Origin of the sequence: Luteitalea sp. (genome assembly GCA_009377605.1) — a bacterium.
GTDB lineage: Bacteria > Acidobacteriota > Vicinamibacteria > Vicinamibacterales > Vicinamibacteraceae > WHTT01.
Genome location: WHTT01000001.1, coordinates 14951 through 33107, shown reverse-complemented (window position 1 = coordinate 33107; position 18157 = coordinate 14951). Strand labels below are relative to the sequence as shown.

Sequence of the window (18157 nt, the reverse complement as noted above, 5' to 3'; positions counted from 1 at the left end):
GCCTAAAGGCCTGCGCTACGACCGTCAATCCAACGAGCTCCGGGCTCAAAGGCCGCGCGCTACGTAAGGGAATTCTCTACGAACGCTGGGTAGAGAAGCGATACACGGTCGTGGTCCTGTACTGCTCACCCGGGCGCAGGACGGTCGTTGGAAAGCGGGGCTTGTTCGGCGAGTCTGGGAAGTGCTGGGTCTCGAGGCAGAAGCCCGCGCGATGGCCATAGACCTTGCCCCCCTTCCCCCGAATGGTGCCGTCGAGGAAATTGCCGCTGTAGAACTGCAAACCCGGCTCGGTCGTGAGCACTTCGAGCACGCGCCCAGATTTCGGCTCGGTGACCCGCACAACGAGCCGGAGTGAACCAGCAGGGTCGTTGAGCACATAGTTGTGATCGTACCCCTTGCCGAAGGCGAGCTGCTGGTCCTTCTGGTCGATGCGCGCGCCGATCGGCGTCGGCGTCCGAAAATCAAACGGTGTGCTTTCGACGGGCCGCAGCTCGCCGATTGGGATGAGCCCTTCATCGACAGGTGTGAACTGGTCGGCATCAATCATGAGCTCGTGGCCGAGGATGTCACCTTCACCGTGGCCAGCAAGATTGAAGTACGAGTGGTTCGTCAGATTGAGCACCGTGGGCTTGTCGGTCGTCGCCGAATAGTCGATGCGAAGCTCGTTCTTCTCCGTCAGCGTGTAGGTCACCCTCGCCTCGACGTTGCCGGGATAGCCCTCCTCCCCGTCCTCGCTGCGATAGCGCAACTCGATCGCCATGCCGTTTGGATCCCCGCGTTCCGACGCCTGCCAGACTACCTTGTCGAATCCGCGCAGGCCGCCGTGGAGGTGGTTCTGGCCATCGTTACGGGCGAGGGTATAGCTTGCGCCCTCGAGCGCGAATCGAGCGTTGGCGATGCGGTTGCCGTATCGGCCGACGATCGCCCCGAAGTAAGGCGAGCTCTTCTCGTACCCCGCAATCGTATCGTGGCCCAAGACGACGTCGGCCTTCATGCGATTTCTGTCCGGCACCGAGATGGATACGACGATGCCGCCGTAGTTGGTCACCTTTACTTCGACGCCGTTCGCATTACTCAACGTGTACAGATCCACAGCCTCTCCATTCGAGGTTTCACCGTACGCACGACGGTCGACGTCACGAGGCGCGGTCAGCGAGCTCCGCTGAGACGCCATCGCGCCGGCCAGGATCACCATCGCCAACGACGGAAGCACCACTGAGCGCTTGATGGCCATCCGGTCACTCCTCCCGATCATCCCCCTGAGGCGGGTCGCCGGGACGCAGTCGTTCCAACCTGACGGTACCGCAACCTTGTTACGTATCGTATAGTGTCCTGTCAATGACCAGACGTCGTTTTCTCGCCTCTTCGACTACGCTCGCGGCCATGTCCGCCGCAGGCACCACCAGCGCACAGACCCGGGAGACACGGATCGAGCGCGACATCTACGAGCTCAGGCGGTACCTCGTGCGTGTCGGCGAGCAGCGCAGAGCCACCAGCGAGTATCTGGAGAAGGCGCTCGTTCCGGCGCTGGGCCGCGCCGGTCTCGGTCCGACCGGCGTCTTCAACGTGACGTTCGGCGACCCCGGCATTGTCCTGCTCATCACGCATCGGAACAGCGAGTCGGTCCTGACGCTCGGCAGCCGGCTGGAGCAGGACGCCGCCTATCTCAAGGCCGCGGCCGCGTTCCGCGAAGGCACCGCCTCGAGCCCGGCCTTCGAGCGCATCGAAAGCAGCTTGCTCGTCGCGTTCGAGGGTATCCCACGTCTCGTGCCGCCTGACGCGTCTCAGCCGCGGATCTTCGAGCTGCGGCGTTACGAGCAGCCCAGCGATGCGACACATCTGAAGAAGATTGAAATGTTCAACACGGGTGGCGAGCTGAGCATCTTCCAGCGGGTTGGCCTCACACCTGTCTTCTTCGGTCAGACCGTCGTCGGCCAGCGCATGCCGTGCTTCGAGTATCTGTTGACGTTCCCATCGGCCTCCGAACGCGAGGCCCGGTGGGCGGCGTTTCGTGAGGATTCGGAGTGGAAGGCGCTGTCGAGCCGTGAAGAGTACCTGGATGCGCGAATCATGTCGAGCATTGCGAGCGTCATCCTCTCGCCGGCGGCGGCGTCACAGATCTGAGAGCGTCTACAAACCGGGCCTCTCCGGTGGCCGTGGCTCCCGAAACAAGAAGCGGGACCGCATCTCTGACTGGAGGGCATCGAACCGCCTTCTCTGCGCCGGCGTCAGGATGTGTGCGATCTCGGCGCCGACCCCTGTCGCTTCACGCTCGAAGTGCAGGCGCAGGGTCTGCCGAAGCTCGCCGAGCTTCTGCCGGCGGGCGGCGAGGATGGAGGCGAGCTGCTGTTGTTGCTCAGGGGTGAGCTCCAACTCGTCAGCCATGAGGGTGGTCAGTCGCGCCCCTGGGGGGGCGACAAAGAATCGAGGAGGGGTGTCCGCTGCCAGAGGCGGCTCGAGGTAGTGATGCAGGAGGAGTCCGGTCGCGACACCTGCGCCGAATACCACCGCGACGAAGACTCCGAACCAGGCGCGCGCCGTACGTGAGTAGGCGGTCATGGGGGATTCTCCTGGGCCGGCCGCTCCGGGTCATGAGACAGCAAGACGAACAGCAGCGAGTCGTCACTGACCTCTGGGTCCACGAGCAGCGTCGTCGCCGCCTCGCCCGGAAGCGTCCACGCCTCGACAGCCGTCGCGAGGTCGATCGATGCGACTCCCCGATCGGTGTGTCCGGCGATCGCCGCCCAGGCGATGAGCGCCAGCGCCACGGGCAGGAGCCGGATGCTCCATTTGCGCCAGTTGAGCAGCTCGAGCCAGCGTAGCGTTCCACCGTTCACGTCAACGCTGCGACGCCCCGAGACCGGCGGGCGCTCGAGACCTCGACGCCCGCGCTGCTGGTGCCGTGCTTCTCGGTTGAGCCGCCGCGCAAGACGCTCGCCGAAGCCAGCCGGCAGCGCCTCCTCCGGTCGCTCGGCGAGGACCCACTTGACGGAGAGCTGTGCCTCCACCTCCTTGCGGCACGAGCCACATTGCCAGAGGTGCTCTCTGAGCCGGTCGAGCTCCTCCTGATCGAGCAGCGCGTCCACGGCGCGAGCGAGCAGCGGCACCGATTCATCGCAACTCAACATCTCTCGTCTCTATCATCCGCTCGGCCATCCGCTCGGCCATCCGCTCGGTCATCCCTTCGGCGTTTGGCCGAAGGACCACGGCCGCCGGACGCACTTCCCAGCAGCGGCTCGAGGAGCGGTCGCAGCCGCTGCCGTGCGCGAAACAGCCGGGACTCGACGGTCCCCATGGGCAGATGGGTGATTGTCGCAATCTCACGGTACTCAAGTCCTTGGACGTCGCGGAGCGTGATTACGATCCGAAGCTCCTCCGGGAGCGACGCGAGCGCGCGATCGATGGCCTGCCGGCGCGCGACGGTCGCTTCCAAGTCCTCGACCGACGGCAACTGCTCGGTCGCCGACTTGAAGGTCTCCCCGGCCGGCCGCGCCGTCACGCTGTCTAGCCGGCGACGTCGCTCGAGGTGCGACTTCATGACGTTTACCGCAATTCGGTACAGCCAGGTATGGAACGAGCTCTCGCAGCGGAAGTCGCCAACCGCGCGAAACGCTCGCACAAACGTCTCCTGGACGAGATCCTCGGCATCAGGGTCGCCGCCGGTGAGCGTGCGCGCCAACCCGTAGATGCGTGCCTGGTAGCGCCTGACGAGCTCGTCAAACGCCTCCCGGCTCCCAGCCGCAGCCTCGGCTACGAGCGTCCGATCGGCATCCACTCAGGGCTCTCTACATCGCGTCAGCGCCAACGGCATCTCTCGATTAGACCATGACTGCCCTCCCTTTATTCCGCGGCTCGTTCCAGGTCGACGTTGAGCTCCCAATCGACACTTACACTCGCCTGCATTACCATGCAATGCACCATGCGAAAGACCGAGATTTAGCACGACGACTTTGAAACCTATCGCATTGGTGGGCGAAAGCGGTTCCGAATCCTGCCCTCGAGGTTCTGAAGACCTGTTCTGATAGAACGCGGGATCGATGCCCCCTCCCGCATCTTCTCTTCGGCCTCCGCTTTGACAGCCTCACAAAGAGAACGGAGCAGCGTCGCAGGGACGTTTTTCATGCTACCGTGCTCTGTCATGTCGACCCTCCCGTTCGACCTCTTCTGGGCGTGGCTGCGGCAACACCCCAACTGCGTGCAGCGCGTCGGCACGCCCAAGGGGGCGCTGTACGACGACGATGACCTGCACTGGCACCTGGGCGAGGATGGGCCACGGATGGTGGTCCAGCTCATTCGTGGCAAGCGCGTGGTCGGCGAGGTTGTGGTCGATCCCGAGGAAATCACCTACGTCGAGAGCCTCGGTGAGGAACAGGAGGGGGAGCACCTCTTCGAAGCGATCAAAGAAACGAAGAGCCGGCGCCTCGCGGCGTACTACTTCGTCGTCGCCCACGGCATGGTGGACGAGGAGGAACCGTCTCCGCCGCACGGTGCCGTGCACTGAGTGACGAGTGACGAGTGACGAGCCACAGCTTGGCGGCACTCCGGCTGGCGACGCACGCATGAAGCGCCCCGATTGTGGTCGGTAGGCTATACAGTCGGGTACACCCTCACTCGTCACTCGTCACTCGTCACTCGTTAGGACGCCTCGGCGAGGCGGCCCTACCTAAAACTGCAGGCGCGCACCGAGCTGGAGCGTGCGTGGCACGCCGCCCTGCCGAAGCTCCGTCAGGCGAAGAAAGTCGACCGACCGGCGGTCTCCGTCAGGGTTATCGAAGTTCGACCGATTCGTCAGGTTGAACACGTCGACGAAGAGGTCGAGCGCCCGGGAATCGCCCACGCGAAACTTGTAGCCCCAGCGTACGTCGAGCTGGAAGAAACCGGGACCACGCGCGCCGTTGCGTCCACCGTCGAACTCCACATCGAAGGCGTCCTCACCCTCTCCGCTGTAAGCTCCCGCCGCCAATGGATCGAAGAGGATGCCGTTGCGATCCGGATCCACGTCAGTGTCGATAATCGTGAACGGTAAGCCGCTGAGCGCCCGGGCCACCCAGCTGAAGGTCAAGCCGCCCGTGCGTGGCACGAAGACGTCCCCGCTCCACACGAAATTGTGCCGGCGATCGATATCGGTAGGTCCGGTATTGCGATCGAGCCGCAGGTCGTCCGCAAGCTGAAAGGAGCTGGTGGGAATGCCCACGCCGCTCGTGTTGCCGCGGGAGTACGCCAGAGTGTACGCGACGCGCGAGCTGAAGCTCTGCGCGAAACGCTTCTCGAGCTGAAGCTGCAGCGCATCGTAGTCGGTCTCACCCGCGTTGATGCGGGTGAACACCGCCTGACGAAACTCCGGATTGGGACGCACGACCGGGTCAGTCCGCCCCTCGCCGAGCCGCTCGGGCGGATTGAGGTCTTGGGTCATGAACTGCGCCCGGCCAAAGGCATGCACGTAGTCCAGGCTGAGCGACACGCTGGACCAGAGCTGCCGCTCGTATCCTGCCGACAGTTGGTGCGTGAACGGGATGTGCCGATCGGGATTGTCGAGGAAGACGTTGCCGGCGTTCTGTAGCCGCGATCCCGGAGGAAAGAGCGCCTGCAGTCGATCGCGATCGACAACTGGCCCCTGACGCAGGAATGCATCGGTGGGGAGCTCTCCCGCCGCGGGTCCAGGATCCGCTTGATTCGCGGGGAACTGCGCCACGAACGAGTTCGAGAAGACACCGGATGCGATGAGCGCCGTGATCAACTCGAAATGCGTCTTGTCGTAGAAGAGGCCGTAGCCGCCACGCACGACCGACCGGCCGTCGCCGCTCAGGTCGTAGGTGAGGCCAACCCGCGGAGCCAGGTTGTTGGTGTCCACGGGATAGTCATCCACGTCGGTAAAGGCAGGGTTCGCTTCTTCCCGGAGTGGGATCACCTCGAGGTCGTAGCGCGCACCCACGCTGAGCGTGAGCCGATCGCTCACCTTCCACTTGTCCTGGACGAAGGCGCCGAAGTGATGCGCCTTCATGAAATACGTCAGCGGCCCCGGCACGCGAATCGAGAACCGCTCCGGATAGCTCGCCGGGTTGGCGGCGTCGAATGCATCGTTCCCGCCAAAGGTGAACGTGCCGTTGAAGTTGTCCTGCGACACGAAATCGTTCGACGAGTACTGATACTGCATTCCGACCTTGATGTCGTGGTCACCGTGCCAGCCCGGGACGAACCAGGACAACGTGTCTTCGATTTGAACGGCATCGTTGACGCGCGCCTGCGCGACGTCGCTCTGCTGGTCGTCGAACGTCTGGAAGGCCAGCGTGGGATCGCACAGATCTTGGCGCTGACCGTTGCCGTTGAAGCAGGGGTTGGCAAAGGCGACATCTTCCTGTGTCCAGGCCAGACGGAATGTGTTGACGCTGGCATTGCCGAGCACCGTGCTGAGCGTCCCGACCACCGTCTGGTCGACGTCGTCTTCTTCCCGTGACGCTGCCAGCGTGACGAGGGGCGGCGTGATGATCTGATTGAACTGAGGCGAGGCCTCGCGCAGCCAGCGCACACCCCAGGTCGTGTTGGCGTTGAGCTGATGATCGAAGCGGAGCAGCGTGTTCCACACGCGCGTCGCCTCCGTCGTCGTGGCGTTGAGCTCGGGACGCGCCGGGATGTTGACCGTAATGCCCTCGTCGACGAGCACGCGCTCGATACTCGTGAAGAAATGCGCCTTGTCGCGGATGATGGGTCCGCCCAGGGTGCCGCCGAACTGCTGATGCTGCGTATCCGGTTTTGGGAGGCCCTCTTTGCTCGCGAAGTAGTCCCGCTCGGTGAGGCGTGCGTCCTGGAAGTATTCGAACAGACTGCCCCGGAACGCGTTGGTCCCCTGTTTGGTGATCGCGTTGACAATCGCCCCTGTCGTCCGGCCGAACTCGGCGTCGAACTGACTGGTCAGCACCTGGAACTCCTGGATCGCCTCGAGGGGCGTCCGCGCTTGGGTGCCTGCGCGCTGCCCGATGACATCGTCGTTGTTGTTCGCGCCGTCGAGCATGTAGTTGTTGTTGCGGGCATCCTGGCCGTTCACGTTGATGGAATCGGAGCCAAACGACTCCGTGCTGATGTTGGGGATCACGCCCGGGAGTAGTCCGATGAAGCCGATGTAGTTACGGTTGATCGACGGCAGCGCGACGAGCTCGCGGCTGGTGATGTTACCGCCCACCTCTTTCGAGGTGACGTCGACCAGCGGTGTCTCTGCCGTGACTGTAATGGCATCCTCGAGGGCGCCAACCTCCAGGCGGATGTCGACCGTCGACGTCCGGCCGATCGCGAGCGAAACGTCGCGTCTCTGATAGCGTTTGAAGCCCTCGAGCTGTGCGGTGATCTCGTACTGGCCGGGAGTGACGCCGCTGATGAAGTAGGTGCCTTCGGTGTTGCTCACGGTCTCGCGGAACATGCCGGTTTCCTGATTGCGCACCGTCACGCTGACGCCCGGTAGCACCGCACCTTGCTCGTCGACGACCTGCCCGCGGATCTCCGTGCTCCCCTGCTGTGCCGCTGTCGGTGCTGCGAAAGCGCAGGCCGCGACCAGCACCAGAATCGGTCTGACGTTCATGATTCGCACCCCCCAAGCCCGAGTGTTCGGGCGACGCGACCCAGCTCCGTGGGTTGGCACCCAGAGGCGGAGTCGAAGAAGAGAAAGGAATGTTCGAAGCTTGCATCATAACGCTGTTTCGCAGGCACGGAACAGCACCGTCGGCGAGGATGAGCTATTGTACCCGGGATCGGAAAGGGACCGGGTTCCCTTTCACAGCCAGGCGGCGGCAACGCGCTTACGAATGGCATGCACCGGAAGGGGGAGGTTGGTCAGGAAGTCGACGTGTGGCCGGCCGCGACGGTAAGGCGGCTGACGAACCGGCTCCCGTACGTATCGTTCCGACAGGCGCGGGTCGAAGGCATAGAGCAAGGTCCCATGGTGGAGGAGGGCTCTCCGGCCCCGGCGTTGGGCATTCCCCGAGACTTTACGGCCGTCCACCCCGAGGTCAGACGTGCCAGAGGGCCTGAGACCCGGCACCGCGAGCGCCTCGGCCAACCGCTCGAGGATGATGTGGTAGCTCCGGCGCAAGTCCACCAGGTCCGGACGCTGAACAAGTGAGAGCACCAAGGCGTAATTCAAACAGCCGGATGCGAGGACGACGGCGCCGCCGCCGGAGCAGCGACGGGCGATGGGCACGCCGTCCAACGCGCACGACTGTTCGAAGACCTCGTCAGTAAGGTGACCGCCGCGTCCAATGACGACAGTGGGGTGGATCGTCTCCCAAAACCGAAGCGTCTCATTGGCCGATCCGTCCTCGGCTGCGCGAAACAGCGCCCAGTCCTGAGCGACCTGGTCCGTGGCGCTGAGATCTGGTTGGTCGGCGATGAGGTGCATCTGAATCAGGGTACTCGTAGCGCAGGCCTTCAGGCCTGCCAATCCCGCCGCCGGCAGGCCTAAAGGCCTGCGCTACTACGAGGCCCGTCAAGTGAGCTCAGGGCTTAGGACGCGGGTGATGCCAGTTTATCTGGACTGTGCTGCAACAACGCCGCTCGATGCTCGCGTGCGCGCGGAGATGCTGCGATATCTGGACGAGGACTTCGGCAATGCCGGAAGCCGCACGCATGACTTCGGCCAACGGGCTCGGGCCGCCGTCGAGCAGGCGCGCGACCGTGTTGCAGCAGTGATCGGCACCTCACGCGGTGACGTGGTCTTCACGAGCGGTGCCACGGAGAGCAACAATCTTGCCCTTCTCGGACTGGCGGCTGCCAGCGCCGAGGATCGGCGGCACATCGTTGCGAGCGAGATCGAGCACCACGCCGTCCTCGAGCCACTGGCCGAATTGCAAGGACGCGGCTTCGAGGTGACGCTGGTCTCCCCGAACGGTGCGGGCTGGGTCGAGCCCGAGGCCATCCGCGCGGTCTTGCGGCCTGACACACTCGCCGTGAGCCTCATGCACGTGAACAACGAGACCGGGGTGATTCAGCCCGTCGCGGAGGTGGCACGCCTCCTCCAGGAGCGCGACATCTACTTCCACGTCGACGCGGCGCAAAGCTTCGGTCGTGAGTGCGCGGCGCTGAGCCATCCTCGGATCGACCTCATCAGCGCGAGCGCACACAAGATGCATGGACCGAAGGGTATCGGCGCGCTAATCGTGCGGCGACGAGGAGGCGTGCGACCCAGCCTGCGGCCGCTGATGTTCGGCGGCGGGCAGGAACGGGGCCTGCGACCTGGCACGCTGGCGGTGCCGCTCATCGTGGCCTTCGGCAAGGCTGCCGAGTTGGCTGTCGTCGAGGGCGCCAGACGGCGTGAACGGTGTCGTGAGCTCAAACGCGCGTTGCTCGATGGCTTGGCTCCGCTGCAGCCGGTGATCAATGGCGATCCGGATCGGTCCGTGCCGGAGATCCTGAATGTCTCATTCCCCGGCATCGATGCCGAGACAGCGATCGATCGGTGGCGCGACCTCGTGGCGATCTCCAACGGAGCCGCTTGCACGTCACAAACCTACACCTGCAGTCACGTGCTCAGCGCGATGCGACTGCCGGAATGGCGACAAGCAGGTGCGCTGCGCTTGTCATGGTGTGCGACGTCGGAGCTCCCTGACTGTTCGGCCATGGTCGCGGCACTCGAACGGCTGCAAGCGCCGGAGCCCAGCGGCGTCCGAGCCGTCGGGAGTCGAGCTTCATGAGCCGATGGCGCGGCGAGTCGGTCTACTATCGCCGGTCGCGCTTCACGACGCACTTGCCAGTCGACCGCCGGTATACCGCGGCGCACTACTGGCTGGCCGAGGAAGCATCGGGCATCTGGCGCATTGGCTTCACGAAGTTCGCGACGCGCATGCTGGGCGACGTCGTGGAATACGAGCTCACGCGGTCGCCGGGCGCGGCCATCTCAGTCGGTGAGGATATCGGCTGGATGGAGGGATTGAAAGCGGTGACGACGATCTTCTCGGTGGGAACCGGACGGTTCCTGGATGCCGGCGGCCCGATTGGCAGCGACATCACGCTCATCGAGTCGGACCCATACGGACAGGGCTGGTTGTATCGGCTCGAAGGCCAGCCGGCGGAGGACGCGGTGGACGTGCACGGCTACACCGCGATTCTCGATGTGACGATTGACAAGATGCTCGCAAGCCGCCACGCTGACGAGGGAGCGAACGATGAGCGCTGACTACATGATGGTGGGGGGCTTCCTAGGGGCTGGGAAGACGACAGCATTGTTGCGCTTGGCGGAGCATCTGACAAAACAGGGACGCCGAGTCGGCCTCATCACCAACGACCAAAGCCATGGGCTGGTCGATACCTCGTTTGTCACCGCGCACGGCTACCCCGTTCAGGAGATCACCGGTGGCTGCTTCTGCTGTCGCTTCAACTCCCTGACCGAGGCCTCGGACCGACTGATGCAGGAGGCCAAGCCCCACGTCTTCCTCGCCGAGCCAGTTGGGAGCTGCACCGATCTCCGCGCAACCGTGCAGTACCCACTGAGCCGCCTCTATGGGAACGACTACCGGATTGCGCCGCTGAGCGTGCTGGTCGATCCGATGCGCGCGCGACGCATCCTGGGCCTCGAGCCTGGCCGCACGTTCTCACCCAAAGTGCTCTATGTGTACGAGAAACAGCTCGAGGAAGCAGACTTCATTGTCATCAACAAGAGCGATCTGTTGACCGCCGACGAGCAGCGCACGCTTCAGGGGGCGCTGCACGACCGTTACCCGCAGGCAGAAATCTTCACGGTGAGCGCGCGGACCGGCTCGAACCTCGACCAGTGGTTCGGCCGCCTCGCCGCGACGACGCTCGCCGACCGTCGTGCGATGGATATCGACTACGACATGTATGCCGAGGGCGAAGCGTTGCTTGGTTGGCTCAACGCGACGGTGCGCATCGCAGCGCCGGCGCCGGTTGACGGGAACCGTTTCTTGCAACGGCTGGCAAGCGGCATCCGTGGGCGACTCGCCGCAGATGGGCTCGAGATTGCGCACCTGAAGATGACGCTCACACCGGTCGAAGGGGACGACATTGCAGCACTCAACCTCGTGCGAACGGACGGGGAGCCGGAGCTGTCGCATCGCCTCGACGAGGCCGTGGCCGAGGGACAGCTGATTCTCAATCTCCGCGCCGAGGGTGACCCGAACCATCTACATGTGGTGGTCGGCGAAACATTGGTCGAAGCGTCGCGAGAAATGGGCGTCGACGCCACAATCGAGCACAGCGAATATTTCCGCCCAGGCAGACCGAGTCCGACGCATCGCATGGCAACGATTGGAGCGGACCTGTGAAGACGACACCTGACACGGCGCCTTCGGCGAACGCACCTGACGATGGGGAGGGACGGACGCCTCGCCCAGGCGTCCTCTACTGTCACTGCGTACATGCCCGAGTGCTGCCAGTGGACGTCAAGACGGCGGTGTTGGATCGGCTCGCCGAAGCGGATGTCGAGTTCGACGCCGTCCCTGACCTTTGCGAGATGGCCGCGCGAGCGGATCCGCGCTTGCGTGAGCTTGCGGCGCAGGGACGTCTCCGCATCGCGGCGTGCTATCCGCGTGCCGTGCGCTGGCTGTTTGCCGCAGCCGGTGCCGAGCTGGCAGACGACCGGGTCCAGATTCTCAACATGCGCACAGAAACCGCAGACGACGTCGCGCACGGGCTGCTCGCGCCGGAGAGCGACGCTGGCGAGATGGAGAGCTCGCGATGACGATGCCGGTTCCGAGGGCGCCACGGGCACTGGTCATCACGCGCGGGAGCGCCGCTCTTGCGGCGGGCGAACGTGGTGCGATCCTGCGGACCCTGCTCGAGCGCGGCTATGAGGTCTCGTGCGTCGGTGATGAAGCAGCGTCGGTCGGCAGCGCCGTCGCTGGCGAGCCGCCGATCGTTGTCGGCCGTTACGGTGGCCGCGTGCCCGAGCCTCCGGTCGCCGGCACGCAGTTCCAGGAAGTAGACGGGCTCGCACCGAGCGCGCTGGCGGACGCTATGGACAGCCTCCGCGCCGCCGAGAGGACGGAGACCTCCAAGCCCTGGAAGCCTTGGTTTCCGGTGATCGACTACACACGCTGCACGAACTGCATGCAGTGTCTGAGCTTTTGCCTATTCGACGTCTACGGTGTGTCGTCGGACGGCAAGATCCAGGTGCAGAACCAGACCAACTGCAAGACGGATTGTCCGGCCTGCTCGCGCGTGTGCCCGGAAGTGGCCATCATGTTTCCGAAGTATCGCCACGGGCCGATCAACGGTGACAAGGTGGATGTGGATGACGTGCGCCGCGAGGCGATGAAGGTCGACATCTCCTCGCTCCTTGGCGGCGACATCTACGCGGCGCTCCGGGATCGCAGCGCGAAGGCACAGTCGCGCTTCTCCAAAGAGCGCGACGATGAGCGCGCGCTCAAGGAACGGCAGAATTGTCTGGTGAAGTTGCAGAAGGAGCTCGGCGTGCCGGCCGAAGTGCTGGCCGCGCTCCCATCGCCGGACGAGATTCGCGAGAAGTCCGAGGCGGCAAGGGCACGCGCCAGGGATCAGGCGTCAGGGGTCAGGGGTCAGTAGGCGTCAGGGGTTAGGCGTCAGATATTCGTACGTAGCGCAGGCCTTCAGGCCTGCCAACCGCGGCGAAGAGAGGCCACGGCAAAAGCAGGCCTAAAGGCCTGCGCTACGGAGTTCGTCCTTTATGCTGTTCCAGCTTGCTCGCCGCGTGCTGACCGAAGCCGACCCCAAGGTCGTTGGCAAGTTCGTGTACAACTTCGGGGTCAAGGGGATCCGCTCGGTCGAGCTGTACAAGCGGCGCCTTCGTCGCGGCGAGTACTTTCCGCCATTCCTGTTCATCTCCGTGATCTCGAGCTGCCAGCTACGCTGCCACGGCTGCTGGGTCGATGTGGCAGCACCAGCCGAGAAGCTTTCGCTCGACGACCTGAACCGCATCGTCGGGGACGCGAAGGCACACGGCAATGCGTACTTCGGGATTCTGGGCGGTGAGCCATTTCTGCACCCGCAGCTGCTCGAGCTGTTCGCGACCCATCGCGATTGTTACTTTCAGGTCTTCACGAACGGACAGCTCATCACCGATGCTGTCGCAAGCGAGCTGCGCCGACTGGGCAACGTCACGCCGCTCATCAGCGTGGAGGGAACAGCGGTGGTGAGCGACCAGCGGCGCGGACGCACCGAGGTGCTCACACGCACACTCGCTGGTCTGGAGGCCTGCCGCCGACACAAGCTCCTCGTTGGCGTCGCGACGAGCGTGTGCCAGAGCAACATCGACGATCTCGTGTCCGAGAGCTGGCTGCGGCGCTTGATCGACCTCGGCGTCCACTACGTGTGGTTTCACACGTATCGAGTCGCGGGTCCAAAGCCGTCGCCGGAGCTGGCGCTCAGACCGGAGCAGACGCTTGCAGTCCGCCGCTTCATCGTGGAAATGCGTGCGCGGCTGCCCATCGCCATCGTCGACGCGTACTGGGATGATCGCGGCGAGGCTCTCTGTCCCATGGCGACCGGCGTGAGTCATCACATCGGACCGTCGGGCGACATCGAGCCTTGTCCAATCCTGCAGTTCGCCACGAGCACGGTCCGCGACGGCGCGTCGTTCTACGAGACCATGACGCGATCCCCGTTCCTGCAGGACTTCCGCGAGACGGCGGCTCGCGCCACGCGCGGCTGCATCGTGCTCGAACGGCCCGATCTCGTACGCGACCTCGTGCAGAAGCATGGCGCCCGCGACACGACACAGCGCGGCACCGCGCTTGCGGAAGTGGAGGCGATGACGCCACGCCGCAGCCAACACAATCCGGGCCATGAGATCCCGGAAGAACACTGGGCGTATCGCTTTGCCAAGAAACGGTGGTTTTTCGGATTCGGCGCCTATAGCTAGCGGTCCTAGAGGTGCTTGGTCCTTGGTGCTTGGTGCGCCTTGGCATCGGGGCAATAGGCGCACCGAGGACCAAGGACCAAGGACCAAGGACTAGGAACCTAGGAACATCCGCATGACTTTGCCCGCACCCAAGCTCCTGCGTGTCCTCCCGTCGATGCCGGAACGGCCGCCGCAGGCGAACATCCCGCAGACCTTACCGGAGCGCGAGCAGCTGCGCTCGCTGGTAGTGCGCTATGTCGAGGCGCGGCGGTCGACCTTGGTACCGCCGCTCGTGCTGGACGAGTTGCGTCAGCAGGCCGATACGCTCGTCGCGCTCACCGACACCGACCCGATCTATCGGGACTACATCGGCGTGCTCATCAATAACGAAGTGTGGCACGAACAGCTCGCGACCGTGCCGTACGAGCGGCGACTGCTGCTCTTGCCGAAGTGTCTGCGCGTCGAGGACAAATGCCCCGCTCCTTTCGACGAGTTCGGTCTGTTGTGTAAGCAGTGTGGGCTCTGCACGATTCAGGACCTGCAAGTGGAGGCGGAACGTCTGGGCTACGCTGTGCTCGTCGCGGAGGGATCGGCGATCGTCATGGCGCTCATCCAGACCGGGAAGGTCGACGCGATCGTGGGGGTGAGCTGCTTGTCGGTGCTCGAGCGCGCGTTCCCCTACATGGAGTCCGCAGCCGTTCCCGGCGTCGCGATCCCGCTGCTCCAAGATGATTGCAAAGACACAGCGGTCGATCTGGAGTGGATCTGGAGCGTGGTGCACCTCACGAGCGACGACCGGACACGTCGCCTCGATTTGGATGCGCTGCGCGACGAGGTCGAGGGCTGGTTCGCGCCCGAGGCGCTCGATGAGTTGATGGGCCCAACGGAAGGCGACGCCGATATCGTTGCCAGGCGATGGCTCGCGGCCGCGGGCAAGCGGTGGCGGCCGTTCCTGACGGCGTGTGTCTATCGCGCCCTGCAAGACGACCCGACGGCGCCGCTTCCCACAGCGCTCAGACAGGTCGCTGTTGCGGTCGAATGCTTTCACAAGGCCTCGCTCGTCCATGACGATATCGAGGACGATGACGCGCAGCGGTATGGACGAGAGACACTCCACGTCGAGCAGGGCGTTCCTGTCGCACTCAACGTGGGCGACCTGCTGGTCGGTGAGGGCTACCGGCTCTTGGCAGCAGCCGACACCACGGCCGTATCGCGTGCAGAGCTCGTGAGGATCGCGGCAGAGGGTCATCGACAACTCACGCTGGGCCAAGGGGCGGAGCTCGCGTGGGCCCGCACACCGGCGCCGCTCCCATCCGCCGAGGTCATCGACATCTTCCGTCGCAAGACGGCGCCGGCGTTCGAGGTAGCGCTCCGACTCGGCGGCGTGCTCGGCGGCGCATCGACAGAGGTGCACGACGTCTTGCACCGCTACAGCGAAGCGCTCGGTGTTGCCTATCAGATTCGAGACGACCTCGAGGATCTCGTCGAGAGCCACGCGCCGGATGACGTGGGCGCCATGCGGCCGTCGTTGCCGCTGGCGCTCGCCTTCGAAAAGGCCAAGGGGTCGGCGCGTGAGACGTTGGATCAGCTCTGGCGCCGGCGCTTGCAGGATACGGCCGGCCCAGACGCAGTCCGGACGCTGGTCACCGAGCTTGGCGCCGAGGCACGTGCCCACGCGCTGCTCGAAGGGTACAAAGAACATGCCATCCGGACGCTGCCGGATCTGCAGCACGCGAGCCTGAAGGGACTGCTGCGGCGCGTGGTGGGCAAGATCTTCCGTGTCGAGATCAAGGGCTGGTGCAGTGAGTTTCAGGCTCGAGATGCTGCAGATCGCGAGGCTCGCACCCACGCAGCTGGGTGAATCGGCCGAGCTCGTCCGCGCCTTCCTGCTCGAGCAGATGAGCGATGAAGGCGGCTTCCGAGATCGCGCTGGCGTCAGCGATCTTTACTACACCGTGTTCGGGCTGGAGGGCCTAGTTGCTCTGCAGGCCGGCCTACCGGCCGAGCGTACGTCCACCTATCTCGGTCGGTTCGGGAGCGGCGAGAGCCTGGATTTCGTGCATCTCGCGTGTCTCGTACGCAGCTGGGCGACGCTCTCGCACCGGCTCGACGGCCTGCCCGCCGATCGGTTCCTCGCACGACTCGAGACCTACCGCAGCGACGATGGCGGCTATGCGCAGGTGGCGCGATCGCCGCGCGGCACCATTTACGCGGCGTTTCTCGCACTCGGCATCTACCAGGACCTCGGTTGCGCGCTGCCCAATCCCGAGGCGCTCGTGCGCTCAATCGAAGGCCTGCGCTCGCGTGATGGAGGTTATGGGAATCAGCCTGGCCTCGAGCACGGCGTCACCGCCACGACGGCTGCTGCCGTGCTGTTGCGCCGGTATCTCGATGCGCCGATCGATCCTCAGCACGGCGTGTGGCTGCTGGATCGCTGTCACCCTCAAGGCGGTTTCTTCGCCACGCCGGGCGCGCCAATCCCCGATCTGCTCTCCACGGCTACGGCGCTCCATGCCCTGTCCACGCTGCACGTCCCGCTGGCCGGCGTTCTCGAGCCCTGCCTCGACTTCATCGACTCACTGTGGACGAACCGCGGCGGCTTCTACGGCAATTGGGCGGATGACGGTCTCGATTGCGAGTACACCTACTACGGCCTCCTCGCGCTCGGGCACCTGGCGGTGGCAGGGTCAGCGGCCGAGCGACGTGGGAAACGGATAGACGTACTCTGAGAATTCTCCTTCCCGATTTCGTCACGCCGCAACCGATCGGTTCCTGAATCGCGCGATCGGCCTGTATGATACCCGGCTCCGATCTCGGCGAGCGGGATGGCCGTTCTTGCGGGTGTGACGAAAGCGCCGACCAGAATAGGCCCCACACCGACGGTTCTTGATTCACGACGGGACTGCAGTCCGGACGCGTGGCCAGCCTCAGGGGACGGCCCGTTTCGTGCGCAGCGTTTCAGGAATCTTTTCAGGTCTCGGAACCCAGCAGTACACCGTTGGCGCTTGCGGTAGTGGATCGATCTTGCCGGCTGAGCTCAGGCATCAACCGGCGTCGGCTTGAGACTGGCGAAGACGTCCTCGACCGCCTTGCCCGTCAACCGCAGGTACAGCACATCTGGGCACATGTCGATCTCCACAGGCCACTCGATCCCGCCACCGCTCTCAACATGAACCGCCGTGAACACGTTTCGGTCGGCCCACGCTGAAAAGACGCCACGGCCCGCGAGATCGCTCAGATCGACTTCGCCTTTCGCGCCGTCACTGAACCTGAGCCAGATCCGATAGTCATCTAAGGGCCGCACTTCGACGATCTTGCGCATTTCCGAAGATCTCCGATTCCCTGTCAGTATCTCACAGTGCGACGAAACCGAGCTTCGGAGCCAATCCCATCCAAACCTGCGCGTGGCAGCTCACCCAGCTTCTATCGCCCGTTATATATGATGTGCGGTGTTACAGAAACTCGCCCCGCGGCCCGTAGGGCATGGTTCTTGCGCACTGTGAGCGGCTTGAAAACTGTACGCGAGCATGCACCCTCCCCGTGACCAGCGCCGCCGCCGATGAAGTTCCGACGGCCGAAATTCCAGCGTGAGGCATGTATGCAAACAAGCAATTCCCAACTCGCCTCCAACTGGCGAATGTCACAGGCACTGTGGTATATTCATGAATATATTCATGCCGACGACTGTGCACATTCCTCCCGCCCTGTTGCGTGCCGTGGACCGGCAAGCCAAGGCCCTCCGGCTGAGTCGCAACCGCCTCATTGTCCAGACTCTGCAGCAGGCGGTCAATGAGCGACAGGGTTGGCCGACAGAATTCCTCGATCGATTGCGCGAGGTCGACGCCGAGACGGCCGCGGCGGTCGACGACCTGGTCGCCCACGTCAAGCACGCGCGGCGGTCGAAGCGGCCGCAGGATCTGTGAAGTACCTGCTCGACACGAACGCGGTATCCGCGCTGATGAAGGGAACGCCGAACGTCGTGGACCGTTTGGCAGCGGTCGCCCCGACGGAGGTCGCCGTGCCGCATCCGGTGATTGCAGAGATCGCCTACGGGATCGAGCGGCTGCCGCGATCGAAACGTCGCGCGGCACTCCAGGCACGCTTCGATCTCATTTGCGCAACACTGGCGCGGGCCGAGTGGACGGACGCCGTCAGCCTGGCCTACGGCCGGGTCAAAGCCACCCTCGAACGACGGGGACGGCGCGTCGAGGATTTCGATGTGGCCATTGCCTCGCATGCCCTCGCCCTCGATTCGACGCTCGTGACAGCGAATCTCGAGCACATGACGCGCATCCCGGGCCTGCGTGTCGATGACTGGAACGCTCGGCGACGCTGACTGCG

The 18157-nt window shown here is 64.3% G+C and carries 19 protein-coding genes; 12 read left to right on the top strand and 7 right to left on the bottom strand.

The genetic code is table 11. The features are described 5' to 3' along the window. Positions 1–76 precede the first annotated feature (76 nt). Entirely contained in the window at positions 77–1234 is a 1158-nt protein-coding gene (locus GEV06_00150; GenBank protein MPZ16314.1) for a galactose-1-epimerase, read from the bottom strand. 104 nt (positions 1235–1338) lie between these two features. On the opposite strand from GEV06_00150, the gene GEV06_00145 reads away from it, so the two are divergent. Further along, positions 1339–2124 (top strand): NIPSNAP family containing protein, encoded by a 786-nt coding sequence (locus GEV06_00145; protein ID MPZ16313.1) that lies wholly within the window; start codon positions 1339–1341, stop codon positions 2122–2124. Positions 2125–2130: 6 nt separating this feature from the next. Here the strand turns inward: GEV06_00145 and GEV06_00140 are convergent, their stop codons facing one another. Genes GEV06_00140 through GEV06_00130 form a run of 3 tightly spaced genes read right to left on the bottom strand, consistent with a single transcriptional unit; the run spans position 2131 to position 3775 of the window. Further along, positions 2131–2559 carry a hypothetical protein gene (locus tag GEV06_00140; protein ID MPZ16312.1) on the bottom strand — a complete coding sequence of 143 codons (429 nt, stop codon included), beginning with the start codon at positions 2557–2559 and terminating at the stop codon, positions 2131–2133. Continuing rightward, positions 2556–3128 carry a hypothetical protein gene (locus GEV06_00135; protein ID MPZ16311.1) on the bottom strand — a complete coding sequence of 191 codons (573 nt, stop codon included), beginning with the start codon at positions 3126–3128 and terminating at the stop codon, positions 2556–2558. Before GEV06_00135 ends, GEV06_00140 begins: the two co-directional genes overlap by 4 nt. Next, positions 3122–3775 (bottom strand): sigma-70 family RNA polymerase sigma factor, encoded by a 654-nt coding sequence (locus GEV06_00130; protein ID MPZ16310.1) that lies wholly within the window; start codon positions 3773–3775, stop codon positions 3122–3124. The genes GEV06_00135 and GEV06_00130 overlap by 7 nt, the downstream gene beginning before the upstream one ends. Before the next feature lie 363 nt (positions 3776–4138). Between GEV06_00130 and GEV06_00125 the strand changes: the two genes are divergently transcribed. Continuing rightward, entirely contained in the window at positions 4139–4501 is a 363-nt protein-coding gene (locus GEV06_00125; GenBank protein ID MPZ16309.1) for a hypothetical protein, read from the top strand. A 162-nt stretch (positions 4502–4663) separates the two neighbouring features. On the opposite strand, the gene GEV06_00120 is transcribed toward GEV06_00125, so the two are convergent. Together GEV06_00120 and GEV06_00115 are read right to left on the bottom strand one after the other, a co-directional pair. Beyond that, positions 4664–7570: a TonB-dependent receptor plug domain-containing protein gene (locus GEV06_00120; GenBank protein ID MPZ16308.1), complete on the bottom strand. Its 2907-nt coding sequence runs from the start codon at positions 7568–7570 to the stop codon at positions 4664–4666. A gap of 192 nt (positions 7571–7762) precedes the next feature. Beyond that, a complete protein-coding gene (locus tag GEV06_00115; GenBank protein ID MPZ16307.1) occupies positions 7763–8386 on the bottom strand; it encodes a lipoate--protein ligase family protein in 624 nt (207 codons plus the stop codon). Between the two features lie 118 nt (positions 8387–8504). Between GEV06_00115 and GEV06_00110 the strand changes: the two genes are divergently transcribed. The 8 genes from GEV06_00110 to GEV06_00075 all read left to right on the top strand — a co-directional run bounded on the left by GEV06_00110 (position 8505) and on the right by GEV06_00075 (position 16545). Next, complete coding sequence (locus GEV06_00110; GenBank protein ID MPZ16306.1) at positions 8505–9677, top strand: aminotransferase class V-fold PLP-dependent enzyme; 1173 nt, start codon at positions 8505–8507, stop codon at positions 9675–9677. After that, the gene (locus tag GEV06_00105) at positions 9674–10159 is read left to right on the top strand and encodes a glycine cleavage system protein H (protein ID MPZ16305.1); all 486 of its coding nucleotides are present in this window, start codon (positions 9674–9676) and stop codon (positions 10157–10159) included. The genes GEV06_00110 and GEV06_00105 overlap by 4 nt, the downstream gene beginning before the upstream one ends. A gap of 7 nt (positions 10160–10166) precedes the next feature. Beyond that, complete coding sequence (locus GEV06_00100; protein ID MPZ16304.1) at positions 10167–11264, top strand: cobalamin biosynthesis protein P47K; 1098 nt, start codon at positions 10167–10169, stop codon at positions 11262–11264. 101 nt (positions 11265–11365) lie between these two features. Next, positions 11366–11680, top strand: a complete 315-nt coding sequence (locus GEV06_00095; protein MPZ16303.1) for a hypothetical protein — start codon at positions 11366–11368, stop codon at positions 11678–11680. Beyond that, a complete protein-coding gene (locus GEV06_00090) occupies positions 11677–12522 on the top strand; it encodes a ferredoxin family protein (GenBank protein MPZ16302.1) in 846 nt (281 codons plus the stop codon). Before GEV06_00095 ends, GEV06_00090 begins: the two co-directional genes overlap by 4 nt. A gap of 121 nt (positions 12523–12643) precedes the next feature. Beyond that, positions 12644–13837: a radical SAM protein gene (locus GEV06_00085; protein MPZ16301.1), complete on the top strand. Its 1194-nt coding sequence runs from the start codon at positions 12644–12646 to the stop codon at positions 13835–13837. A gap of 112 nt (positions 13838–13949) precedes the next feature. Beyond that, positions 13950–15677: a DUF116 domain-containing protein gene (locus tag GEV06_00080; protein MPZ16300.1), complete on the top strand. Its 1728-nt coding sequence runs from the start codon at positions 13950–13952 to the stop codon at positions 15675–15677. After that, positions 15619–16545, top strand: coding sequence for a hypothetical protein (locus GEV06_00075; GenBank protein ID MPZ16299.1), 927 nt, complete (start codon positions 15619–15621; stop codon positions 16543–16545). The genes GEV06_00080 and GEV06_00075 overlap by 59 nt, the downstream gene beginning before the upstream one ends. A gap of 308 nt (positions 16546–16853) precedes the next feature. On the opposite strand, the gene GEV06_00070 is transcribed toward GEV06_00075, so the two are convergent. Further along, complete coding sequence (locus tag GEV06_00070) at positions 16854–17138, bottom strand: DUF2442 domain-containing protein (GenBank protein MPZ16298.1); 285 nt, start codon at positions 17136–17138, stop codon at positions 16854–16856. A 352-nt stretch (positions 17139–17490) separates the two neighbouring features. Between GEV06_00070 and GEV06_00065 the strand changes: the two genes are divergently transcribed. Both GEV06_00065 and GEV06_00060 read left to right on the top strand, forming a co-directional pair. Next, the gene (locus GEV06_00065; protein ID MPZ16297.1) at positions 17491–17739 is read left to right on the top strand and encodes a hypothetical protein; all 249 of its coding nucleotides are present in this window, start codon (positions 17491–17493) and stop codon (positions 17737–17739) included. Continuing rightward, positions 17736–18152, top strand: a complete 417-nt coding sequence (locus GEV06_00060) for a PIN domain-containing protein (GenBank protein MPZ16296.1) — start codon at positions 17736–17738, stop codon at positions 18150–18152. The genes GEV06_00065 and GEV06_00060 overlap by 4 nt, the downstream gene beginning before the upstream one ends. Positions 18153–18157 lie beyond the last annotated feature (5 nt).

Coding starts and splice junctions, on each gene's coding strand:
- GEV06_00150 (MPZ16314.1), bottom strand. CDS start 1,234: ATGGCCATCAAGCGCTCAGTGGTGCTTCCGTCGTTGGCGATGGTGATC.
- GEV06_00145 (MPZ16313.1), top strand. CDS start 1,339: ATGACCAGACGTCGTTTTCTCGCCTCTTCGACTACGCTCGCGGCCATG.
- GEV06_00140 (MPZ16312.1), bottom strand. CDS start 2,559: ATGACCGCCTACTCACGTACGGCGCGCGCCTGGTTCGGAGTCTTCGTC.
- GEV06_00135 (MPZ16311.1), bottom strand. CDS start 3,128: ATGTTGAGTTGCGATGAATCGGTGCCGCTGCTCGCTCGCGCCGTGGAC.
- GEV06_00125 (MPZ16309.1), top strand. CDS start 4,139: ATGTCGACCCTCCCGTTCGACCTCTTCTGGGCGTGGCTGCGGCAACAC.
- GEV06_00120 (MPZ16308.1), bottom strand. CDS start 7,570: ATGAACGTCAGACCGATTCTGGTGCTGGTCGCGGCCTGCGCTTTCGCA.
- GEV06_00115 (MPZ16307.1), bottom strand. CDS start 8,386: ATGCACCTCATCGCCGACCAACCAGATCTCAGCGCCACGGACCAGGTC.
- GEV06_00110 (MPZ16306.1), top strand. CDS start 8,505: ATGCCAGTTTATCTGGACTGTGCTGCAACAACGCCGCTCGATGCTCGC.
- GEV06_00105 (MPZ16305.1), top strand. CDS start 9,674: ATGAGCCGATGGCGCGGCGAGTCGGTCTACTATCGCCGGTCGCGCTTC.
- GEV06_00100 (MPZ16304.1), top strand. CDS start 10,167: ATGGTGGGGGGCTTCCTAGGGGCTGGGAAGACGACAGCATTGTTGCGC.
- GEV06_00090 (MPZ16302.1), top strand. CDS start 11,677: ATGACGATGCCGGTTCCGAGGGCGCCACGGGCACTGGTCATCACGCGC.
- GEV06_00085 (MPZ16301.1), top strand. CDS start 12,644: ATGCTGTTCCAGCTTGCTCGCCGCGTGCTGACCGAAGCCGACCCCAAG.
- GEV06_00080 (MPZ16300.1), top strand. CDS start 13,950: ATGACTTTGCCCGCACCCAAGCTCCTGCGTGTCCTCCCGTCGATGCCG.
- GEV06_00070 (MPZ16298.1), bottom strand. CDS start 17,138: ATGCGCAAGATCGTCGAAGTGCGGCCCTTAGATGACTATCGGATCTGG.
- GEV06_00065 (MPZ16297.1), top strand. CDS start 17,491: ATGCCGACGACTGTGCACATTCCTCCCGCCCTGTTGCGTGCCGTGGAC.